Genomic DNA, 21,481 nt, shown 5'->3' on the forward strand with positions numbered 1-21,481 from the left:
TTGCATTGCACCGCTTTCTCTTTTATTCAGCCCAATCATGCCATTCGACTTTATTTACTTCCAAATACATATCCACAGCCTGTCCAATTGTGGGAAAGAAGTCATCTTTACCAATCTTGGTGAAGAGTCCGTAACGTTTTAGGCGATCTTTGGTGGGGCCCTTCATCTCTGCGAAGCATAATTCGATGTGTGCTTCGCATAGGGTTTTATCGAGTTCAGCGATCGCATCGGCAGCCGTAAGATCAATATCAGTTACTGGTTCTGCGGCTACTAATACCCATCTTGTGACCGTTGGTGCTGTGGCAACCGCATTCAGCACCCGCTCACAAAAGATTTCGGCATTAGCAAAAAACAACGGAGCATCCCAACGAAAGATTACTAACCCAGGGATCTGTCTAGCTTCAGGATGACGTTGGACATCATGGTAGCCTTTGATGCCATCAATCCGACCAAGCACCGCATAGTGTGGTCTCCATGCACTCCACACAAAAGCAAGTAAAGCCAAACCCACAGCCCCGAAGATACCTTGAATTACTCCCAGTATCGCTACACCACAAAAACAGACTATTGATAGAACAAACTCAAATGGTCGTAACAGGTACAGGCGTAAAGTTCCTCTAATTTCAAAAATCCCTAGACCAGCCGCAAAAACCACTGCACTCAAAGATGCTTGAGGCAAATTCTGTAGTAACGTTGGGGCAAGCCATAAAACTATGGCAATGCAGATCGTACTTACCAAACCTGTAATCTGCGTTTTTGATCCTGCTGCCTCAGCGACAGGAGTGCGTGACGCACTACTGCTAACCGCAAATCCCTGAAATAAACCTGATCCAATATTGGCTATTCCAAGTGCAATTAACTCTTGATTACGATCAACTTTATATCCGCCCCGTATGGCTAAAGTTCGTGATAGTACACTCAAATCCGCGAAAGATACTAAGGCGATCGCCAAAGCACTAGAAAACAAGGTTTTGAATTCGACAGGAGCAATATTAGGAATTTGAAAAGTGGGTAATCCCTGTGGCAAAGCCCCAACCACGAATATTCCTGTTTGCTGGGAGAGGTCGAATATAGAACTAACCACAGTTGCACCAACTACGGCGATCAAAACTCCTGAAATCTTAGGAGCAAGGCGTTTGATAATAAGAATTATGATTAGACAAGATAAGCTGATCGCCAGAGCCGTATTGTTAGTCTTCCCATCATAAATGCCCTGCCCAAAGCCAATTATTTCTTCCCAAATTGTATTGCCATTCACAGAAAATCCAAACATCTTCGGTAATTGACTGATCAAAACCGTCATTGCAATTCCGTTGAGATACCCATATCGAATTGGTTTAGATAGTAGTTCGGTAATAAAGCCAAATTTGACTAGTCCTGCAATAACGCACATTCCCCCCGCAAGAATTGATAACATCCCTGCAAGCGTAATCGCTCGCAGCGGGTCACCATTAGCTAGTGGCAGCACTGTTGCAGAAATTAGGGGAATCAACGCAGAGTCAGGGCCTAATACCAAAATCCGACTAGGACCAAAAATGGCATAGGCAATTAGCGGCACAATTGTGGAATATAGTCCATAAATGGCGGGTAAACCTGCTGCTTCGGCATAACCCATACCTGCGGGAATCAAAATCGCGGTTAATACTAGTCCTGCACTGATATCCTGCATTAGCCAAGAGCGTTGATAATTTCTCAACACAGCAATAATTGGCATCCATCTAGCCAACCCATGAGGACGCACTGCAACTGGAATAATTGGTGGGGGCGTTGTCAACAATGCACCTCAATGTAAGTTTTTAGATAGATTGTCTAGATTACCTAAAAAATGACACTATGCTTAGTCAAAGTATTGCTGATATAGCAAGTTAAGCGACAAGAGAGTTGCTGCGCAAAGCGCTGTAACTCTCTTATGGGTTTTATGTCCTAACATTAAGTGTCTATAGCTATGTCACCTAAAAATTATGGGTCAAAACTATCAGTTTGATGAATTCGACAGATTGAAAATTATTGAGATCGCTCACAAGTTCTCTGCTCAAAAACAAGTTGCTGATATTCAACCCTTTGGCAGTGGCAATATCAATGATACTTTTTTAGTCTCTTTACAAGAAGCTGAAACATATTCCTTTATATTGCAGCGCATAAATACGAAGGTATTTCGCGAACCAAAGTTAGTCATGCAGAATATGCGAACCTATGCGAATCATGTGCGCGATCGCATTCAAGACTCGCCATTAGATCGGCGCTGGGATGTACCGCAAGTATTACAAACTCAGCAGGGTGAAGACTATTGGCAAACTGAAAGCGGAGAGTTTTGGCGATCGCTTAGTTTTATTGCAGATTCGCAATCCTTTGATGTGATGGAAAGTATTGAGCAAGTGCGAGAATTTGGCTATGCTTTGGGAACTTTCCATCTTCTGACTAGTGATTTAGCGCCAGAGAGATTAGCGGATACTTTGGAGGGTTTTCATATTACGCCACGCTATTTTCGCCAGCATGAGGAAGTTCTTGCAAGCAGTAATTTTAAGCGATCGCCTGAAGTCGATTATTGTTTGAAATTTGTAAGCGATCGCAAGGGCTTAGCACATATTTTAGAAAATGCAAAAGTAGCTGGGAAATTACCATTGCGAACAATGCATGGCGATCCTAAGGTGAATAATATTTTGTTTGATCGGCAGACAAAATTATCGGTGAGTGTGATTGATCTTGATACAGTGAAATCTGGATTAGTACATTATGACATTGGTGATTGTTTGCGATCGGGATGTAATCCTGCTGGAGAGGAGACGAATCAATGGGAAGATGTTCAATTTGATACGGAACTTTGTCAAGGGATTTTGCAGGGATATTTCTCAATGGCGCGATCTTTTCTTACAGAGTATGATTATGCTTATATTTATGATGCGGTTCGCGTGATTACCTTTGAGTTGGGGTTGCGCTTTTTTACCGATTATTTAGCTGGAAGCATCTACTTTAATGTTAAATATCCTGAACATAATCTATTGCGATCGCTTGTTCAGTTTCGGTTAGTGGAGAGCATAGAATCTCAACAGACAGTTATCAATAAAATTATCAAAGATATAAGATAGAGACATTGCAAAGCAATGTATTCATCGCCGCAAACATATATGGACTCACCTCAAAAAATCCTAGAATTTCTCGATCTCCGTTTTGATGCGATCGATATGCCTTGTTTTGGCAATGTGAATATTGACTATATTTCTTCCAGATTATTGGCATTTTGGGATGACAGTCGCTGGTTAATTCTATTTAACTCAATTACTTGGTGTCCAGCGGGCGAAGGATTGACGACGATATTGGAGTGCGTTGGCAACTGCGTACTGGGAAGACAAGGATTTGATAGCGATCGCTACCTAATTACAGGACAAATTAAATACGATGAAATGCCCAATGATTATCATGTAACCGTGCGTGGCAAGACTATTCCTTTATCAGAGTTGAAGATTATTGCACGTCCAGAGCTTTTTTCTGAGTATGAGCCTAATATTGCGATCGCATTATTAGAAAACTATCGTGAAGAGTTACTGGCTAATCGAGAAGAATATGGAAAGTTTATTCCCGATGGATTGACTGAGATTTTATGTCTTGATGAATGGCATCATCCTGATTGGGGTTGCCCACCGAGCCAGACTGAGAGTTTTCCTCTGATTGCTGAAGTTCTATTCACAGGTAATCCTGATTTGTACAAACCGCCAACAAATCCCAATACTGACTGGAGATTTTGGTTCCCAAAATAACAAACGAGTGGCGGCGCAAATAAGCCAAGAACTGAACTTCTTGGCTTATTTGCTAAAGTCTGCTTCAGCAGACTAAGGTCGGAACTCCCAATCAAAAAGATACTGCGATCATCCCAATCCTACTTACTAAAAATCATCTAAGTAGATGTACATAATTAATTACATACCCAAACCCGTAAAGTTTTGCCCCGCAGGGTCGCAACTTTACGGGTTTGGGTAATTTATTTTACATAATTACTTATAACCGATGGTTAATATTCTTTAGCCAATTGTGAAGATCTTCCAAATTTTCTAAATCAAACAGCGCTTCACTCAATGTATCTAACACATTGGGATCTAGCTGATGCAACTGAACTTTCAGCTCATCGGTTATGATAATTCCTAGTTTTCGAGATAGTTGTTTGAGCAAAAGTGCTTGTTTACCTTCTTGTATACCTTGAGCCTTTCCTTCTTCTCGACCTTCTTCTCGACCTTCTTCTCTTGCTGTTTCTACGACACCTTTCATGTCTCGGTAGTACTTTAAGCTGTTTTCATAAGCATCTCTTTCCTCTTGGGAAAAGCTAGCAATTTGGGAGGCTTCAAACAATTGAATGAATACATTTTCTTGCAACGGTAAAGGCGGCTCTTCCAATTCGGGTAGATGTTGTAGCAAAAATAACCATTTGTCAAAATGGTCGGTTAGTTGATCAATTGATTTCTTAAACTTTGGTAGTTCAAGATAAATAAATTTTAGCTTCTCGTAAAAGACTTTGCCATCTTGATCTTTTAATTCAACAATATGTAATAAGGTGTCATCGTTTTTATCTTCATCAAAAATAAAGTCTAAAATGCCAATGGCATAGACTGGAGTAAGCTTGTAGTTCCAATTTCCTTTTTCTGCTTGTTCTTGAATGGGGAAAGTGGAGTAGTAAATGCTACGGTCTTTAAAATAATTATGTTTTGCTTTCTGCATTTCGACAATAAACTTTTCTCCTGTTTCACTTTCGCAGTAAAGATCGAAAATCGCTTTACGATCAATGGGCGTATTGCCAAGGTTTTCTGTATTACGGTATGTTAAATCTCTGACGCGATGCTGGATGGGTAAAATTACATTAAGAAAGTCAATTAATAAGTCTTTGTTTGGCTCAGTTCCAAATAGGCGTTTGAAGCCAAAGTCTGTGAGTAGGTTGATGTATCGATCGCGACTGAGGCGAATTGACATGGGATTAGACATGATATATCTGAGCGTATCTGCTAATTGATTCTAACAGATTTCTAATTTCTCGATCTTCAAACTGCGATCGCATTAACCACAAAAACGCGATCGCAGTTTTCGGATGTTATTGTTCCGCAATATTATCAATTTTTCTGGATAATTCAGTCTCCTCGTATGACATAGAAATCATCGTAGAATTCTGACGAAGATCGTAAAGCCATTCTGCTATATCTGATGTAACCGCAGTAAAGCGAATCCAACCATGAGATAAATCTTCGAGATCAACTTCTACGACCTTAGCATAGACATCATCCATTTTTCTTTCTTTTTCGCAATCAATAAAAGTGATCTGCAAGTTCGTTAAAGGTTCTAAAGTGGTATCAACTCGTATTTCTGCATTATTAGCCGAAAGCTTGATGAGATTGCCTGTATAGCTCTTTGCTTTAACATGCTTTCCTTCGATCGCATTCCATTCCATCGCAATAGGTTGGACTAATGACACCAAGTGTTCCTTGTCTTCAGGCAACACGAGGTCATTTATAGAGCCAATATCAAACATAACGATCGCATCATTAAATCCCTTCGGCTTGACACGCATTTGAGCATCAATGCGAACGATTTCTTTGATCTGATTGAAAACCGCTTCAGAAACTAGGATTTGTCCGCCAACAGTATATGATTCAATTCTTGATGCTAAGTTGACATTGCTACCCATAACTGTATATTTAGCCCGTCGTTGCGAACCGATGTTACCCGCTAACACTTCGCCTGTATGTATGCCAATCCCCATTTGTAGGGCAGGGATCTGCATAGTTTCCAATTCAGCATTAACTTCATTCATGGCTAGTTGCATGGCGATCGCACAGGTGACAGCTCGTTGAATATCATCTTGTCGCTGAATGGGTGCACCAAACATCACAAAGATGCCATCACCGACGAACTCGTTGATTGTGCCTTTGTACTTAGTAATTACTTCGGTCATCACATCAAGATAGAGCGAGATCGCTTTAACGCCTTGTTCTGGTTCAACATTCTCAAATAGAGCCGAAAAACCTCGCAGGTCGGAAAATAGCAATGTTACTTTCCGCTTCTCTCCGCCTAAGTTTAAACCTTCAGGCGTTTCTAAAAGATTGGAGACTACTTCATCAGTCAAATAGCGTCCGAATACCTGCCGAATTTTGTGGACACTTCGTGCCGTATAACTCGTAGCTAAGATCGCCGAAATAAATAATGCTAGTAAGGCAGGAACTAAAGGAATCCACCACCCCTGCAAAAATGCGATATAACTACAAAAGGCGAGCCCACTGCCGAATATTAAGATCGCTAGAGTTCCCCAAGGCAATTGCAGTAGCTGCTTGTGTTTATTCTTCTGTTTTGTATAACGACTAATGCAGTATATTAGCCCTCCAGCGATCGCCCAGACTGAAATCCACAGGTATTCCATTGGCTTTGACCAAACTTGGAGAATCGGTCTTCCTTCAATGGCGCTGCTGATTAATTGGCTAGCAATATTCGCATGGAGTTCGACTCCATTGGTTACTGTGAAGGACTTCCCGAAGGTAGAGTTGTTATGGGGGGTGATAAAATAATCACTGCTGCTTTCTGCGGTAACTCCGATCAGTACAAGGCGATCGCGAAAAATGTCTTTAGGGATTTGTTCTTCCAGCACTTGTGTTAGCGAAACTGTGCGAAAGCCATCAGGGAAATTACGGTAATTTGCTAACAGTTTATAACTTTCAGTTTTAGAGCCTTCTGTCTTAGAATCTTCTATCTTAGAACCTGTTGCGCCAGAGCTAACGTAACCTCCGTCATTCGCCCTAAATGGAACGAGTATTGCTTTCCCAAATTTATATTTTAGCGTTTTTGCATCTAGTAATTCAGGTTCGATTTTTTCGGCTTTGAGATATTTCTCGGCTAGGCTTGCACTGAGACTCTCAAATACTTTACCGCGCTTATCTGTGAGTGACAAAAAAACGCGGCGAATCTTGCCATCGCCATCGGGAAGAAGATCGTTAGCGGCTACTTGATTGAGTTTTTCAAGAATGGGGGAAGCGGAAACACCAGTTCCCACTACCTTACGAATCCCAACCAAATTTGGGGTGGATTTGAATACGGCAATTAATTCTTGATGTCCAGGTTCTACTGGTAAATCGCGATAGATATCTAACCCGATCGCTCTTGGTTGCTGTTGCTTGATGATATTTAGCAGTTTGGCTAAATTAGCATCAGTAATTGGCGAGTTGTATTTTTGAATATCGGACTCATCAATTGCGACGATGACAATGCGATCGTCGGTCTTTTCTGGTGGTTGCAATTGAAAGAATAAATCGTAGGCAGATAGCTCCAATGGCTGTAACAGTCCTACAAAGCGAAGTCCTAATATAATTCCTGTTGTGGCAGGGACGGTTATGAGGACATCTCGCCATTTCCAAAGTTGCTTTTTGAGGTCGATCCACATGATTAAGTTTTGGAGCCTTTAGAATGGATTAGCAACTAGAGAAAAGTAAAGCCCACGTTCTTGTAAAGTCGTTTTATCGCCAGAAATTCGGCTGAGGGGTATTCCCCAATCGAGACGGATAGTAAGGCGATCGCTCATTTGAAAGCGTAATCCAAAACCCAGAGATGCTAAGGTGCCAGGATCTGGGTTTGTACTGCCATTGTAGTTCCATGCTGTGCCGAAATCAAAGAACGGGGCAATCTGCAATAGTCCACCAATTTCAGGGATACGCATTACTGGTATCCGCAATTCTGCTGAGAACAGCAGCCCATTGTCGGTTGTGATGCTATCTTGCCGAAATCCCCGCAGGGTATCTTGTCCTCCAAAACTAATTTGTTCTTGTGACAAAAGTGAGCGATCGGCAAATTGTAAATCGCCACGCAGAAACAAGAGGGTTTCGGGTGCGAGCAGCCGTACATATTGGACTTGTCCGCGCCAAGCTAGAAATTGGCTATCTGGAGATATGGGATTAATGGTTGATCCAAAAGCATTAAGTCCAAAACTAACTTGAGAACGAGCGGCAAATACTTCTTCACCACTGCGTTGTACGTACTCTTGAAAGAACCGAAGGGCGGAAATTTTCGTTTGACCATTTTCGTCAGAGCCTAGGGAAGGAAAGGGAATTGCGCCGCCTAGTAATGACGCTTGGCTTTGGCTTTGGTTAAAGGTCAGCCCTAGGGCTAGGTCTTGAGAGGTGGTTTGGAGTATGGGCTGACGAATTGATAATCCATAGTTCCGCGAACTGGAGGCGATATCAAGGATATCAAAAGGTGCTTGGAGGACTTTACTAGAGGAAGTTCCAAAGTTGAAGCTAATCGTTCCATTGTAGGGATTGAATGGAACTGTATAACTAGCATCAAAGGAGTTACTGCCGTTGGTATTAGAATAACTCAGGCTCAGCCGATCGCCTAATCCTGTGAGGTTTGATTCGCCAAGCTGAATTTGGCGGCGATCTGTTCCCACACTAGGTGTGCGACCGTTATCAAAGGTAATTGGTAAGCTGAAGGTTTTCGCTTCGGTAACTTTGACTTCTAAGTTGTTTAGCCCTGGTTGTAAGCTTGGTGATAAATTGGCGGAGATGCTCTCAATTAGGGGATTGATTTGCAGTAGTTGGAGTGCTTCTAGTAGGCGTTTGCTGTTGAGGGGTTTCTGTGTAGCGATCGCAATGCGCGATTGGATATAGCTAGGGTTGAGTCGGGTCAGTCCGATGACTTTAATTTCTTCGATTCCGCCTTCAACGATCTGGATCTTGATCGTTCCGCTGGTGAGTTTCTGTTCGGGAATTAATGCGCCTGAGGTGATGTATTTATTGTCTGCGTATAGTTTGGTGATTTTGGTGCGTACTTGAAATAGCTCGTTGATGGAAATGGGTTTGTTGGTATATTCCTTGGTAAGCTCTGTTAGTTCTGCATCGCTAAAAACGGTGCTGCCAATAAATTCAAATTTCTTGACGACAATGGTTTCAGAAGTATTAGTATTGGGGATCTCTAAAGGCGTTGGGGTTGTTGGTTTGAGTAGATCGGGTGATGGAGGTTTGGTCGGTTCGGATGGTGGCTTTGGTGGTGTGCGTGGAGTGTTTTCGGGGGTACGTGGAGTGTTGGCAGGAAGTTGAGGAGTTTGTGCGGCGATCGCTTGGGGGTAGATGCTGACAGCAGCGATCGCTAATGCAAAAATAGCTGTTTTTACCCCTTTTGAGTTTGTGGATTTACTCGGATACAATTTATTCACAATAATTTATTCCTGAAGCCAAAAAACCTGTTGGTGGATAATTTAACAGATTTGATTCAAAATTTGAGTAGAAACTTTAAAATTATTTTTTAGAGTAAAAATTAACGTGATTAATAGCAAGATTCAAATATCTAATTATCTAGGCATAATTAAATATAAAGCTCAAAAGCTTGTGGCAAAATCTATTCGTACACTGCAAGTTGCCTGATTTTTCTAATAACATACTGATATTAATTTGCTCGAATCATTTGATCGAATCGTTAATGCATTGTATTTTTACTATCCAAACTAATATATACATTGTTTAAAATATTTTTCATCAGATTTTATGCGTAGATTAACTAAATATTCAAAGTAGTTTGATTGTCATGAATTACTAATTTAATTAAAATAGTTTTAAAATTCGTCAAGAAATTCCGCCATTTTAAAAGTTTTTCAACTTAGAAACTATTTAAGAGTTGATGTTATGCAGAACGAAAATGATGAATCTCTTGCTGCTAGCGAAGCAGGGCAATCACGGGGATTGTCCCTATCTGAATAATTCATTTCTTGTACACACAAGTCTGTCTGTCTTCGTTTCGAGCTATTTAGCCCCCTAAATCCCCCAATTCTGGGGGACTTTGAAGGGATTTTATTTTCTTGTTCCCCCAGAATTGGGGGCTAGGGGGCGATTATTGGATGTGTTAGGCGACAGCCGTAACGCATCAATCCTATCTGTGGTGCGTTACGCTGCGCTAACTCACCCTACGCAAGAATTGTGAGTTATTAAATACACGATCTTGGTCAATTTATAGGCTTTTTCGATCTTATTGATTTCATCTAAAGTGTGATATTTTAGAACAATTAATATTTCTGAACTATTTGGGCGAGTAGTCAGAAGGTTGTTGCGTAACTTTGTTTAAGTTAGGACTTACGCAAATAAACCAAGAACTCAAGTTCTTGGCTAAAAGCTCAAGTCCACTGAAGTGGACTACAGAATACTGTTAATTAACCCGTTTCAACAGGTTTGAGCTTTTAGCCCGCACTTGAGTGCAGGGCTACTGCGTAAGTCCTATAGGTGTTGTTACTAAGTTTAGGGATTGCAAACCATGAAACGAGCTTTTCGCCATATCTGTTTGTCCTGTGCCTGTGCTTTGAGCTGTCTCTCTGCGGCATTTTCGGCTTCAGCGCAGATCGTTCCTGATGCGACTTTGCCTGTAAATTCCACCGTGACAACGACGGGGCAAGTTCATACGATTAATGGCGGTACTGCGGTTGGTGTTAATCTCTATCATAGTTTTCAAGATTTTTCGGTTCCGACGAATAACACGGCGCATTTTAATAATGCTGCTCAGGTTCAGAATGTGTTGTCGCGGGTGACGGGGAATTCTGTTTCTAATATTGATGGGTTGATTAAGGCGAATGGGAATGCGAACTTATATTTGCTTAATCCCAATGGGATTGCGTTTGGGGCAAATGCGAAGTTAGAGATTGGTGGTACTTTTGTTGGTTCTACGGCGAATAGTTTTAAGTTTACTGATGGTAGCGAGTTTAGTGCGACAAATCCTCAGGCTCCGCCTTTGTTGACGATGAGTGTTACGCCTGGGGTGCAGTATGGGGTTAGTAATCAGGGGGCGACGATCAGCAATTTGGGTAATCTCTCGACGGGGCAGGATTTGGTTTTGAATGCGGATAAGTTGGATTTGCAGGGGAGTTTGCAAGCTGGGAGAGATTTGACGTTTCAGGCTCAGGACTCGGTGAAGATTCGGGATACTGTTAGTACTCCATTTTGGGCTGTGGCGGGTCGCGATCTGCTGGTGCAGGGTAATCAATCTGTTGATATTTTTACTTTGAATAATGTCAATAGTGGGTTTTGGTCGGGTGGCAATATGGTGTTGCGATCGGATAATCCCATCTTAGGCGATGCTCATTTCTTTGCTGGTAGTAATTTTAATGTTGAGAACTTAAATGGAACTTCTGGTAAATTACTTAGCCCTAATGACCCAGTTATTTTAGCAAGTGGGGATGTGATTTTGGGTGACTATACAGGGGCTTCTTTGCATATATTGGCGGGGGGGGGGGTCACGCTGGGGAATATCACGATCAATAATGTTGGGGTTGATGTTAATACTACGATCAACCCTAGTAATACAAATCTATTTAATGCGACGAAAAGGTATGCGGATTTAGCGGATTTTAATTTGACGGAATATCAGGCGATCAAAAATAGTGATGGGACAGTTAAGGAGGTTGTGCCAGTTGCGGTTCCGATGAGGATTAATGGGAGTACGCAGGCAACTTTGGATGTGCGATCGGGAGTGGATTGGTCGCAGTTGGGAGGTTTGCCGACTACACCCATATTGGGCACAGTGGCTCCTTCTGTTGTTACCTATCCCATTCCTGCTTCTGGCAGGGCAGATATTACGATGAATGGGAAAATTCGGGTGAGCCAACCCAGTGGTTTGGTGTTGTTGACCAATCAGTTTAATCCAAATACTTTATCAGGAGAAATTTCTGCTATTCGTGCAACAAGATTTGATCCTGAAAATGGGATTCCTTTAATTTATGTAATTGATACCAGCACGGATGTTGTGGGGGCAGATGGAGGAGATATTAGAATCTATGGGAGAGGTGACATCTCATTTACCCTCTCGAGATTGGACTCGGGTTCGGGAGGCAAAGGTGGAGCAATTTCTTTATCTACAAATACTGGAAATATCTCACTTAACCACTCACTTTTGCGCTCGCCTGGCAGGAATGGTGGAGCAATTTCTTTTTCCACCAATACTGGTGATATCTCACTACTTGGCGAAAAAAATATTGGAAGATTTTCTTCTGTCACCTCGTACTTGGACTCGTCCACGTTCTCGTCGGATTCGTCCTCTGGCAATTCAGGGAATGGCGGAGCAATTTCTTTTTTCACCAATACTGGTGATATCTCACTTAAATACTCGAGATTGAGTTCGTACTCAATCTCGACCTCAATCTCGAGTACGAATCTTTCCGGCAATTCAGGGGATGGCGGAGCAATTTCTTTCTCCACCAATACTGGTGATATCTCACTTAACTCGTCTCAATTGGACTCGTACTCGAACTCAAGATCTGGCAACCCAGGGAATGGTGGAGCAATTTCTTTTTCCGCCAATACTGGTATCTCACTTACCTCCTCGATCTTGAACTCGAGCTCGAGTTCGGACTCTGGCAAACCAAGGAATGGCGGAACAATTTCTTTTTCCGCCAATACTGATATCTCACTTACCTCCTCGATCTTGGATTCGAGTTCGATCTCATACCTTGCAGGCAATACAGGGAATAGCGGAGCAATTTCTTTTTTCACCAATACTGGTGATATTACTTTCAACGACTTGACATCTTTCGCTAACTCTATCTCTTACGACGTATACTTGAACACTTTATACTCTACCTCTCCCTATAAAGGTGGTACTTCAGGGAATGGCGGAGCAATTTCTCTTACTACAAATACTGGTAATATTTTTTTCAATAACTATTCTTCTTACTCTTTCTCGTACTCTGTATCAGGCAATTCGGGCTCTGGTGGGAATATATTTATCTCTGCTCCGAAGGGCAGCCTAATCGGTTCTTCTGGCATATCTTCTCTAAATTCTTTTTCCTTGTCAGAGCTCAATCAAACTAGTGGTAATGGCGGTAATATTGCCCTAGCAGCAAAAACTCAAATAAGTGGACTGGAACTCCTTACTCAATCTTCTAGTGAACAAGCAGGGATAGTACAAATCAGCGGATTGGGAGATCTTTATCTTAATAATCTCAAAGTCATTACCAGTAAGACGATAAGTCTTACTTTACCTCCTCCCCTCAATAAAACATTTACCTTTGAGGTTGGAAAAAGTGGACGTTCAGGAGATGTAACAGTTACAGGAGTGGGCAGCTTCACCTTTGACAAAACCACTATCAACAGCATCACCCAAGGAAGCGATCCTGCTGGCAATATTTCCATCACTAGCCCCAGCACTGTCACCTTTCAAAACAATAGCCAAATCCTAAGCAGCACCAACAACAGTGGCTTAGCAGGAAGCGTCACAATCAACGCCGCCAAAGCGATCTCAATCCTAGACAAAAGCGAACTCAACGCCCAAACCACCGCCGCAGGCAAAGCAGGCAACATCACCATCAATACCCCACTCCTAAATCTTGATGGCACAGCCCAAATCACCACCACCGCCACAGCAGCATCCACCAACACCGATGGCGGCGGTAGCATCACCCTCAATGCCTCCACCATGAACCTCTTCGGCACAGTCGGCATCTTCGCCGAAACCCAAGGAGTCGCCCCCGCAGGAATCCTCAAACTCAATCCCTATAGCAACGACTCAAACCTCAATATCGCCCTAGCCAACAACTCCGCCATCTCCGCCTCGACAACCGCAAGTGGCAACGGCGGTGACTTAAGCCTCACCGCACCACAATCAATTAACGTCGCAGGCAACGGCAAACTCGCTGTCGAAACATCAGGAACAGGTAAAGCAGGAAACATTAGCTTCACCACATCACAACTAACCCTCACCGATGGAGTCTTAGTTTCAGCATCTACATCAGGAAAAGGAACAGCAGGCGACATCTTTGTTAAAGCAAATAACTTCAACATCACCAACGGCGCAAGAATTGAAACCGCAACCTCAAATAGTGGTAACTCAGGCAACATTGACGTGAGAGTCGTCGATCAATTCAATCTCACAGGCTCAAAAACAGGTTTATTTGCAAATACCTTGACTGGCTCCTCTGGTGCAGGTGGCAATATCTTTATTGACCCACAAGCAGTTACCCTCCGCGATGGAGCGCAAATCGCCGTTGGCAGCCTTGGCACTGGCATTGGTGGTAACATCACCCTAATATCCAATTTCCTTAGTCTCCTCAACAGTTCCTCCATCACCGCCGAAACCGCCAGCACCAACGGCGGCAACATCACCCTCAACATCCCTAACTTACTACTACTTCGCTACGCCAGCAATATCAGCACCACCGCAGGCACAGCCCTCGCAGGCGGCAACGGTGGCAACATCAACATTACTGCTGGATTCATCGTCGGAGTCAAAGGCGAAAACAGCGACATCTTTGCTAACGCATTTAGGGGAAATGGCGGTAACGTCAATATCACTACTAACGGTATTTACGGCTTGGAATTTCGTCCACTCTTGACTGGTTTTAGCGATATCACCGCCAGTTCTCAATTTGGTTTACAAGGAAGCGTCCTCGTAACCACCCCAGGCATCGATCCCAGTCGCGGACTAACCACCTTACCCCTCAACCTCGCCGACCCATCCAAACAAGTCAATCAAAGCTGTGTAATTGGAGGAAAACTCGCAAACCGCAACAATAGCTTTACGATTTCTGGTAAAGGAGGAGTACCCAAGAGTCCCAGTGATGCAGCATCTAGCAATCAGGCTCTAGTAGAACTATCTGATCCCGTCGCTAGCAGCATCAGTCAAACCCCCACCATAGAACAAAAAACAGAAATAACGCCAGAGACACCCACCCGCTTAGTAGAAGCAAATACAATAATTCGTCGCAATGGCACAATAGAATTAGTCTCAGCTTCTGCACCTCTCAGTCCCGCCATACCTCAGCTTGCCTGTCCATTAAGTAGTAATAATGATGCAATTATTGCCACTAAAACCAAAAGTCTTGCTCTCAGCGATGGAGAAACTCCCTCAAACATATTTACCCTAGAGAATGAAAAGACAGGATTATTTGCTGTTGATATAAATCCAGTAAATAACTTAAACTTCACCCTAGACGATGAAAAGACAGGACTATTTGCTGCTGATATAAATACAGTTAATAACTTTACTCTAGAAGAAGAAAAGATAGGACTATTTGCCAGTGCAGATAGTAATGGCAACAACATCGCTCTAGAAGCTGACAAGCTCTTCACCCTAGAAGAAGAAAAGATAGGACTATTTGCTCAAAACTTAACAGACAAAAACAACAACACTCTCATAAACTCATCATATGTTCTCATCCAATACGGAGATGGCATTTCAGTCATTAGCCAAGATCTTAGTTTCAGTGGTGACATTCTCCAATTTGCCAATAACCTTACCCTTCGTGACAAAGATTTCATTACACCCGCAAACTTTAATAGAGTCAATATCCCAGCCTAATGCTCCGCTAAGACAGCCAGATCCTAACTAGAAAAACCATGAAACGAGCCCTTCGCCATATTTGTTTATCCTGTGCCTGTGCATTAGGTTGTCTCTCTGCTGCATTTTCAGCTTCAGCACAGATCGTTCCTGACGCGACTTTGCCTGTAAATTCGACAGTGACGACGACGGGACAAGTTCATACGATTAATGGCGGTACTACAGTTGGCGTTAATCTCTATCATAGTTTTCAAGACTTCTCGGTTCCGACGAATAACACGGCGCATTTTAATAATGCTCTGCAGGTTCAGAATGTGTTGACGCGGGTGACGGGTAATTCTGTTTCTAATATTGATGGTTTGATTAAGGCGAATGGGAATGCGAATTTATATTTGCTTAATCCGAATGGGATTGCGTTTGGGGCTAATGCGAAGTTAGATATTGGTGGTACTTTTGTTGGGAGTACTGCCAGCAGTTTTAAGTTTGCTGACGGTAGTGAGTTTAGCGCGACAAATCCGCAGGCTCCGCCTTTGCTGACGATGAGTGTTACGGCTGGGGTGCAGTATGGGAATAGTAATCAGGGGGCGACGATTAGTAATTTGGGTAATCTGTCGGCGGGTCAGGATTTGGTTTTGAATGCTAATAGGTTGGATTTGCAGGGGACTTTGCAGGCTGGTAGAGATTTGACTTTGCAAGCTCAGGATTCGGTGAAGATTCGGGATAGTGTGGCTAGTCCGTTTGTAGCAAATTCTGGGAGAGATTTGACGATTCAGGGAGATCGAGATGTTGATGTCTTTGCTCTCAATAATCCTTTGACGCAGATTTTGAGTGGTAGACATTTAAGCCTAGTAGGTGATGGGGTTATTTCTGGGGATGCTCACTTTTTAAGTGGTGGTAATCTTTCTTTTTTGACGATTACTGGAGGAGTGGCTAATTTTGTTAGTAAGTACGACCCGATTATTTATGCAAATGGTAATGTGACATTTGGTAACTATACGGGGGCGGCGCTGAAGGTGGAGGCGACGGGTAGTATTCAAACGGGTGGTATTCGGATTACAAGACCAGATTGTCAAGCGGGAACGGTGGGGTGTGTTGGCGGTATTCCCAGTACCGATCCAGATTTTATAACTTTAACAACTCTTCCTTCGGTGATTTTGAGGGCAGGGGTTGCTTCTGCTTCTCCTAATTTAGGGAGTTCAGATGGAAGTATTACTTTTGGTTGGATTGATACTTCTAGTATTACTGGTAATGGTGGTGCGATCGAACTCTCAGCGAAGGGCGAAATCACTAATACTGGCTCATTTGTATCACCAAGTTTTGCAGATATGATTTTAGGGTCATATTCAGACATTGTTAAAGGTAATGGAGGAAGGATCTCTTTAACGTCGAATTTCGGTAACATTACTCTCCAAGGAGGAGATACGAACTCGTCATCGAGATCGCCAAGCGATTCAGGAAATGGAGGGTCGATTTCTTTCTCCGCCAATAACGGTAATATTACCTTAACTAACTCAGGTATCAACTCATTCTCGCGTATGAGCAATATTGGATTTGCAGGGAATGGAGGAGCAATTTCTATTACTTCAAATTATGGAAATGTTTCATTAGTTAACTCTTCCTTGGACTCATCCTCAGCCGCATTTTTTGGCGGTTCAGAAAATGGAGGAGCTATTTCTATAACTTCAAATTCTGGAAATATCTCACTAGTTAACTCTTCCTTGAACTCTTTCTCGTTAGCAGGGACTGGCGATTTTGGGAATGGAGGAATTCCTTTTACAGCAGATTCAGGGAACGGGGGATCAATTTCCATGACTTCAATTTATGGGAATATCTCACTAAATAACTCGTTATCGAACTCTTTCTCGGTTGCACGGAATGGTTCTGCAAAAGAGGGAGGAAGCATTTTTTCCTCTGCTATCAATGGCTATATATCAGGTATAGGTTCTTCTTCTCTAAATTCTTTTTCAGTCACCATTAGTGGTAAAAGCAGTGCTGGAGGCAACGTTACACTAGAATCTAAAACTCTAATAAGTAACATTGAGATTTTTACCCAATCATCCACTGAGGTAGCAGGTACGGTGAAAATTAACGGATTAGGAGATCTGACTATTACGAACCTTAATGTTATTACGAGTAAGACGATAAACGTTAAAAATCCGCTCTATAGCCCGAGTCGCCCGATCTCACGAAACAATTTGCCTGTAATTGGCTTCCCACTTGGTCGAAGCGGAAGATCTGGAGATGTAATTATTACTGGGTTGGGCAATCTCACTTTTGACAGAAGTTCGATCAATGCTGTAACCCAAGGAAGTGATCCTGCTGGCAATGTTTTTATAGCTAGCCCCAGTACTATTACCTTTCAAAACAATAGCCAAATCCTAAGCAGCACCAACAACAGTGGCTTAGCAGGAAGCGTTACCATCAATGCCGCCAAAGCGATCTCAATCCTAGACAAAAGCGAACTCAACGCCCAAACCACAAATGCAGGCAAAGCAGGCAACATCACCATCAACACCCCCCTACTAAACCTAGATGGAACAGCCAAAATTACTACCACCGCCACATCCACATCCACCAACACCGATGGTGGCGGCAGCATTACCCTCAACGCCACCACCATGAATCTCTTCGGTACAGTCGGCATCTTCGCCGAAACCCAAGGAGTCGCCCCCGCAGGTATCCTCAAACTCAATCCCTACAGCAACGACCTAAACCTCAAAATCGCCCTAGCCAACAACTCCGCCATCTCCGCCTCGACAACCGCTAGCGGCAACGGCGGCGACTTAATCCTCACCGCACCACAATCAATTAACGTCGCAGGCAACGGCAAACTCGCCGTCGAAACATCAGGCACAGGCAAAGCAGGAAACATTAGCTTCACCACCTCACAGCTAACCCTCACCGATGGAGTCCTAGTTTCGGCATCTACTACTGGACTAGGCAAAGCAGGAGACATCTTGGTTAGAGCCAATAACTTCACAATCTCCAATGGCGCAAAAATCCAAACTACTACCTCTAGTAGTGGTGACTCAGGCACCATTGATGTGAGAGTCGCCGATAACTTCACCCTTGCAGGAACAACAACAGGCTTGTTTGCTGATACAGTTAAAAACTCCACAGGCAAAGGAGGTAATATCTTCATCGATCCGCAGTTAGTACTCCTGAAAGATGGAGCCAAAATCGCTGTAGGTAGTCTTGGTACAGGCATCGGCGGCAACATCACCATCATCTCTAACCTCCTCACCCTCCTCAACAATTCCTCCATCACCGCCGAGACCGCCAGTACCAACGGCGGTAACATCACCCTCAATATCCCCGCAGTTCTACTACTACGCTACGGCAGCCAGATCAGTACCACCGCAGGCACAGCTCTATCAGGCGGCAACGGCGGCAATATCACCATCAACGCAGGATTCATCGTCGGAGTCAAAGGCGAAAACAGCGATATCTTTGCTAACGCCTTTACAGGCAATGGCGGTAACGTCAACATCACCACTAACGGCATCTATGGACTAGAGTTCCGTCCCAGTCTGACCACGCTTAGCGATATCACGGCAAGTTCTCAATTTGGTTTACAAGGGAGCGTCCTCGTGACTACTCCTGGCATCGATCCCAGTCGCGGACTAACCACCTTACCCCTTAACCTCGCCGATCCATCAAAACAAGTCAATCAAAGTTGTGCGATCGGAGGCAAACTAGCGAACCGCAACAATAGCTTTACGATTTCTGGTAAGGGAGGAGTACCCAAGAGTCCCAGTGATGGAGTATCTAGCACGCAGTCACTAGTAGAGCTATCAGATCCAGTACCTATCAGCATTAGTCAAGTCTCAACCACAGAGCAGAAACTAGAAGCAACTTCAGAGACACCCACCCGATTAGTCGAGGCAAATACAATAGTTCGTCGCAATGGCACTCTAGAACTAGTCTCAGCTTCTACTCCTCTCAGTCCCGCTATACCTCAGCTTGCCTGTCCATTAAGTCGTAATAATGATGCAATTATTGCCACGAAAACCAAAAGTCTTACTCTCAGCAATGGAGAAACTCCCTCAAACATATTTACCCTAGAGAATGAAAAGACAGGATTATTTGCCATTGATATAAATCCAGTTAATAACTTAAACTTCACCCTAGACGATGAAAAGACAGGACTATTTGCTAGTGCAGATAGTAACGGCGACATCGAGCCAAAGGCTCTCAAGATCTTCACCCTAGAACAAGAAACGATAGGACTATTTGCTGTAGAGCAAAACTCAACAGAACAACAGCCAGAAATAACTTCAGAGATTCCCATCCGCTTGGTCGAGGCGAATATGATTCGCACTGGCACAATTGAGTTCGTCTCAGCTTATGCACCTCTCAGTCCTGCTATACCTCAACTTGCCAATCAGTAATAATAATTAGTAACATTGCGTAATTTTATTTGTGAAACGTTTAATATAAAGTCCTTGTCAAGTGATGAACTATGAAACTACCGCGTCGCCACATTTGTTTATCCTGTGCCTGTGCTTTGAGCTATTTCTCTGCGGCGTTTTCGGTTTCAGCACAGATCATTCCTGATGCGACTTTGCCTGTCAACTCGGTAGTGACGACGACGGGACAAGTTCATACGATTAATGGCGGTACTACAGTTGGCGTTAATCTCTATCATAGCTTTCAGGACTTTTCGGTTCCGACAAATAACACAGCGCATTTTAATAATGCTGTGCAGGTTCAGAATGTGTTGACGCGGGTGACGGGTAATTCTGTTTCTAATATTGATGGGTTGATTAAGGCGAATGGGAATGCGAATTTGTATTTGCTTAATCCGAATGGGATCGCATTTGGGGCAAATGCGAAGTTAGATATTGGTGGGACTTTTGTTGGTTCTACGGCGAATAGTTTTAAGTTTGTTGATGGTAGTGAGTTTAGTGCGACTAATCCTCAGGCTCCGCCATTGTTGACGATGAGTATTACGCCTGGGGTGCAGTATGGGACTAGCAATCAAGGGGCGACAATTAGTAATTTGGGTAATCTGTCGGCAGGGCAGGATTTAGTTTTGAATGCGGATAAGTTGGATTTGCAGGGGACTTTGCGATCGGGGAGAGATTTGACGCTGCAAGCGCAGGATTCGGTGAAGATTCGCGATTCTTTGACCAGTCCCTTTGTGGCAAGGGCTGGTGGAAGTTTGCTAATACAGGGCGATCGCAATGTCGAAATGAACGTATTGGCGAATCCGAATAGTAGTTTGTTTGCTGGTGGAAACGTAGTTTTGCGATCGGCGAATCCCATTAATATTGATGCTCATTGGAGTGGTGGTGGAGATTTTCGAGTAGAAAAGTTAGATGGAAGGCTTGGTGATATTTACAGTTTGAACGATCCGATCTTTCAATATAGCGGAGACGTTAATTTTGGGGGGTACAGTGGTACTTCTTTACAAATTCTTGCAGGCGGTAGCGTTACGACTGGAGCAATTCGGATTACTGGGGCTGGTGCGGCTTTTAATAACAGCACAGTTGCGATTTCTAATGGATCGACTTTAATTGTTGATGGCATAAACAATCCAGTGCTAGATATTCGGGCGGGCGTTTTGCCTAGTGGGTTCTTTTCTAGTCCTGCGGTGACTACAACTGGCACTCCAACGAGTGCAAATATTTCTATTGGTTCGATCTCGATTGATAACTCCTTGGCGGGTTCTAATGGACTAGTCTTTTTGACGAATCAGTTTGCGCCTAATGCCGCTCTAGCAGGCAACATATTAGTAGGGGCGATAAATACAAATAATTCATTTGGGAATGCTGGATCGGTGGTAATAGACTCCAAAGGAGATATTTCGTCCAGCAATCAAATAAATACTTCTTCTAATGCTCTAAATGCGGGAGCTGTATCATTAACAGCTAATGGGAAAGTGGATTTTGCTAGTGGATTAGGTATATATACTGCGGTCTCTGGAGTGGGAAACGGAGGGAATATAAACATTAATGCTTCATCAGTATCTCTCACTGACGGTAGTCTATTGGATGCTACTTCTTTTGGATCGGGGAATGGTGGAAATATCACTATTAATGCCACCGATCTATTTCAAATCACGAACAATACATTCGGATTTACAGGACTTTTAAGCCCCGCACAACCATCATCAACAGGCAATGGTGGCAACATTATAATTAATGCAAACACTGTATCTTTACAAAGTAGTCTGTCGTAACATTTGGTCAGGGAAATGCGGGAA

9 protein-coding genes are annotated in these 21,481 nt (G+C 43.2%); 5 read left to right on the plus strand and 4 right to left on the minus strand.

The features are described 5' to 3' along the window. Positions 1 to 22: 22 nt before the first annotated feature. On the minus strand, positions 23 to 1,774 hold the full coding sequence (locus tag PseudUWO311_RS03755; protein ID WP_223807435.1) for a SulP family inorganic anion transporter: 1,752 nt from the start codon (positions 1,772 to 1,774) through the stop codon (positions 23 to 25). A 187-nt stretch (positions 1,775 to 1,961) separates the two neighbouring features. Here PseudUWO311_RS03755 and PseudUWO311_RS03760 point away from each other — a divergent pair, with 187 nt between their 5' ends. Continuing rightward, entirely contained in the window at positions 1,962 to 3,086 is a 1,125-nt protein-coding gene (locus tag PseudUWO311_RS03760) for a phosphotransferase enzyme family protein (RefSeq protein WP_142653741.1), read from the plus strand. A 39-nt stretch (positions 3,087 to 3,125) separates the two neighbouring features. Beyond that, positions 3,126 to 3,755, plus strand: coding sequence for a DUF7003 family protein (locus tag PseudUWO311_RS03765; RefSeq protein WP_142653742.1), 630 nt, complete (start codon positions 3,126 to 3,128; stop codon positions 3,753 to 3,755). 238 nt (positions 3,756 to 3,993) lie between these two features. Here PseudUWO311_RS03765 and PseudUWO311_RS03770 read toward each other — a convergent pair whose 3' ends face one another. The 3 genes from PseudUWO311_RS03770 to PseudUWO311_RS03780 all read right to left on the minus strand — a co-directional run bounded on the left by PseudUWO311_RS03770 (position 3,994) and on the right by PseudUWO311_RS03780 (position 9,175). After that, the gene (locus PseudUWO311_RS03770; RefSeq protein ID WP_142653743.1) at positions 3,994 to 4,968 is read right to left on the minus strand and encodes an Rpn family recombination-promoting nuclease/putative transposase; all 975 of its coding nucleotides are present in this window, start codon (positions 4,966 to 4,968) and stop codon (positions 3,994 to 3,996) included. 106 nt (positions 4,969 to 5,074) lie between these two features. Further along, positions 5,075 to 7,408 carry a CHASE2 domain-containing protein gene (locus PseudUWO311_RS03775; RefSeq protein WP_142653744.1) on the minus strand — a complete coding sequence of 778 codons (2,334 nt, stop codon included), beginning with the start codon at positions 7,406 to 7,408 and terminating at the stop codon, positions 5,075 to 5,077. An 18-nt stretch (positions 7,409 to 7,426) separates the two neighbouring features. Continuing rightward, positions 7,427 to 9,175, minus strand: coding sequence for a ShlB/FhaC/HecB family hemolysin secretion/activation protein (locus tag PseudUWO311_RS03780; RefSeq protein ID WP_223807436.1), 1,749 nt, complete (start codon positions 9,173 to 9,175; stop codon positions 7,427 to 7,429). 1,088 nt (positions 9,176 to 10,263) lie between these two features. Here PseudUWO311_RS03780 and PseudUWO311_RS03785 point away from each other — a divergent pair. The 3 genes from PseudUWO311_RS03785 to PseudUWO311_RS03795 all read left to right on the plus strand — a co-directional run bounded on the left by PseudUWO311_RS03785 (position 10,264) and on the right by PseudUWO311_RS03795 (position 21,457). Further along, on the plus strand, positions 10,264 to 15,294 hold the full coding sequence (locus PseudUWO311_RS03785) for a filamentous hemagglutinin N-terminal domain-containing protein (RefSeq protein WP_142653746.1): 5,031 nt from the start codon (positions 10,264 to 10,266) through the stop codon (positions 15,292 to 15,294). A gap of 38 nt (positions 15,295 to 15,332) precedes the next feature. Next, entirely contained in the window at positions 15,333 to 19,664 is a 4,332-nt protein-coding gene (locus PseudUWO311_RS03790; protein ID WP_142653747.1) for a filamentous hemagglutinin N-terminal domain-containing protein, read from the plus strand. A 71-nt stretch (positions 19,665 to 19,735) separates the two neighbouring features. Next, complete coding sequence (locus PseudUWO311_RS03795) at positions 19,736 to 21,457, plus strand: filamentous hemagglutinin N-terminal domain-containing protein (protein ID WP_142653748.1); 1,722 nt, start codon at positions 19,736 to 19,738, stop codon at positions 21,455 to 21,457. Positions 21,458 to 21,481: the final 24 nt, after the last annotated feature.

Origin of the sequence: Pseudanabaena sp. UWO311 (assembly GCF_006937785.1) — a bacterium.
Lineage (GTDB): Bacteria > Cyanobacteriota > Cyanobacteriia > Pseudanabaenales > Pseudanabaenaceae > Pseudanabaena.

Coding starts and splice junctions, on each gene's coding strand:
- PseudUWO311_RS03760 (WP_142653741.1), top strand. CDS start 1,962: ATGGGTCAAAACTATCAGTTTGATGAATTCGACAGATTGAAAATTATT.
- PseudUWO311_RS03775 (WP_142653744.1), bottom strand. CDS start 7,408: ATGTGGATCGACCTCAAAAAGCAACTTTGGAAATGGCGAGATGTCCTC.
- PseudUWO311_RS03785 (WP_142653746.1), top strand. CDS start 10,264: ATGAAACGAGCTTTTCGCCATATCTGTTTGTCCTGTGCCTGTGCTTTG.
- PseudUWO311_RS03765 (WP_142653742.1), top strand. CDS start 3,126: ATGGACTCACCTCAAAAAATCCTAGAATTTCTCGATCTCCGTTTTGAT.
- PseudUWO311_RS03770 (WP_142653743.1), bottom strand. CDS start 4,968: ATGTCTAATCCCATGTCAATTCGCCTCAGTCGCGATCGATACATCAAC.
- PseudUWO311_RS03795 (WP_142653748.1), top strand. CDS start 19,736: ATGAAACTACCGCGTCGCCACATTTGTTTATCCTGTGCCTGTGCTTTG.
- PseudUWO311_RS03790 (WP_142653747.1), top strand. CDS start 15,333: ATGAAACGAGCCCTTCGCCATATTTGTTTATCCTGTGCCTGTGCATTA.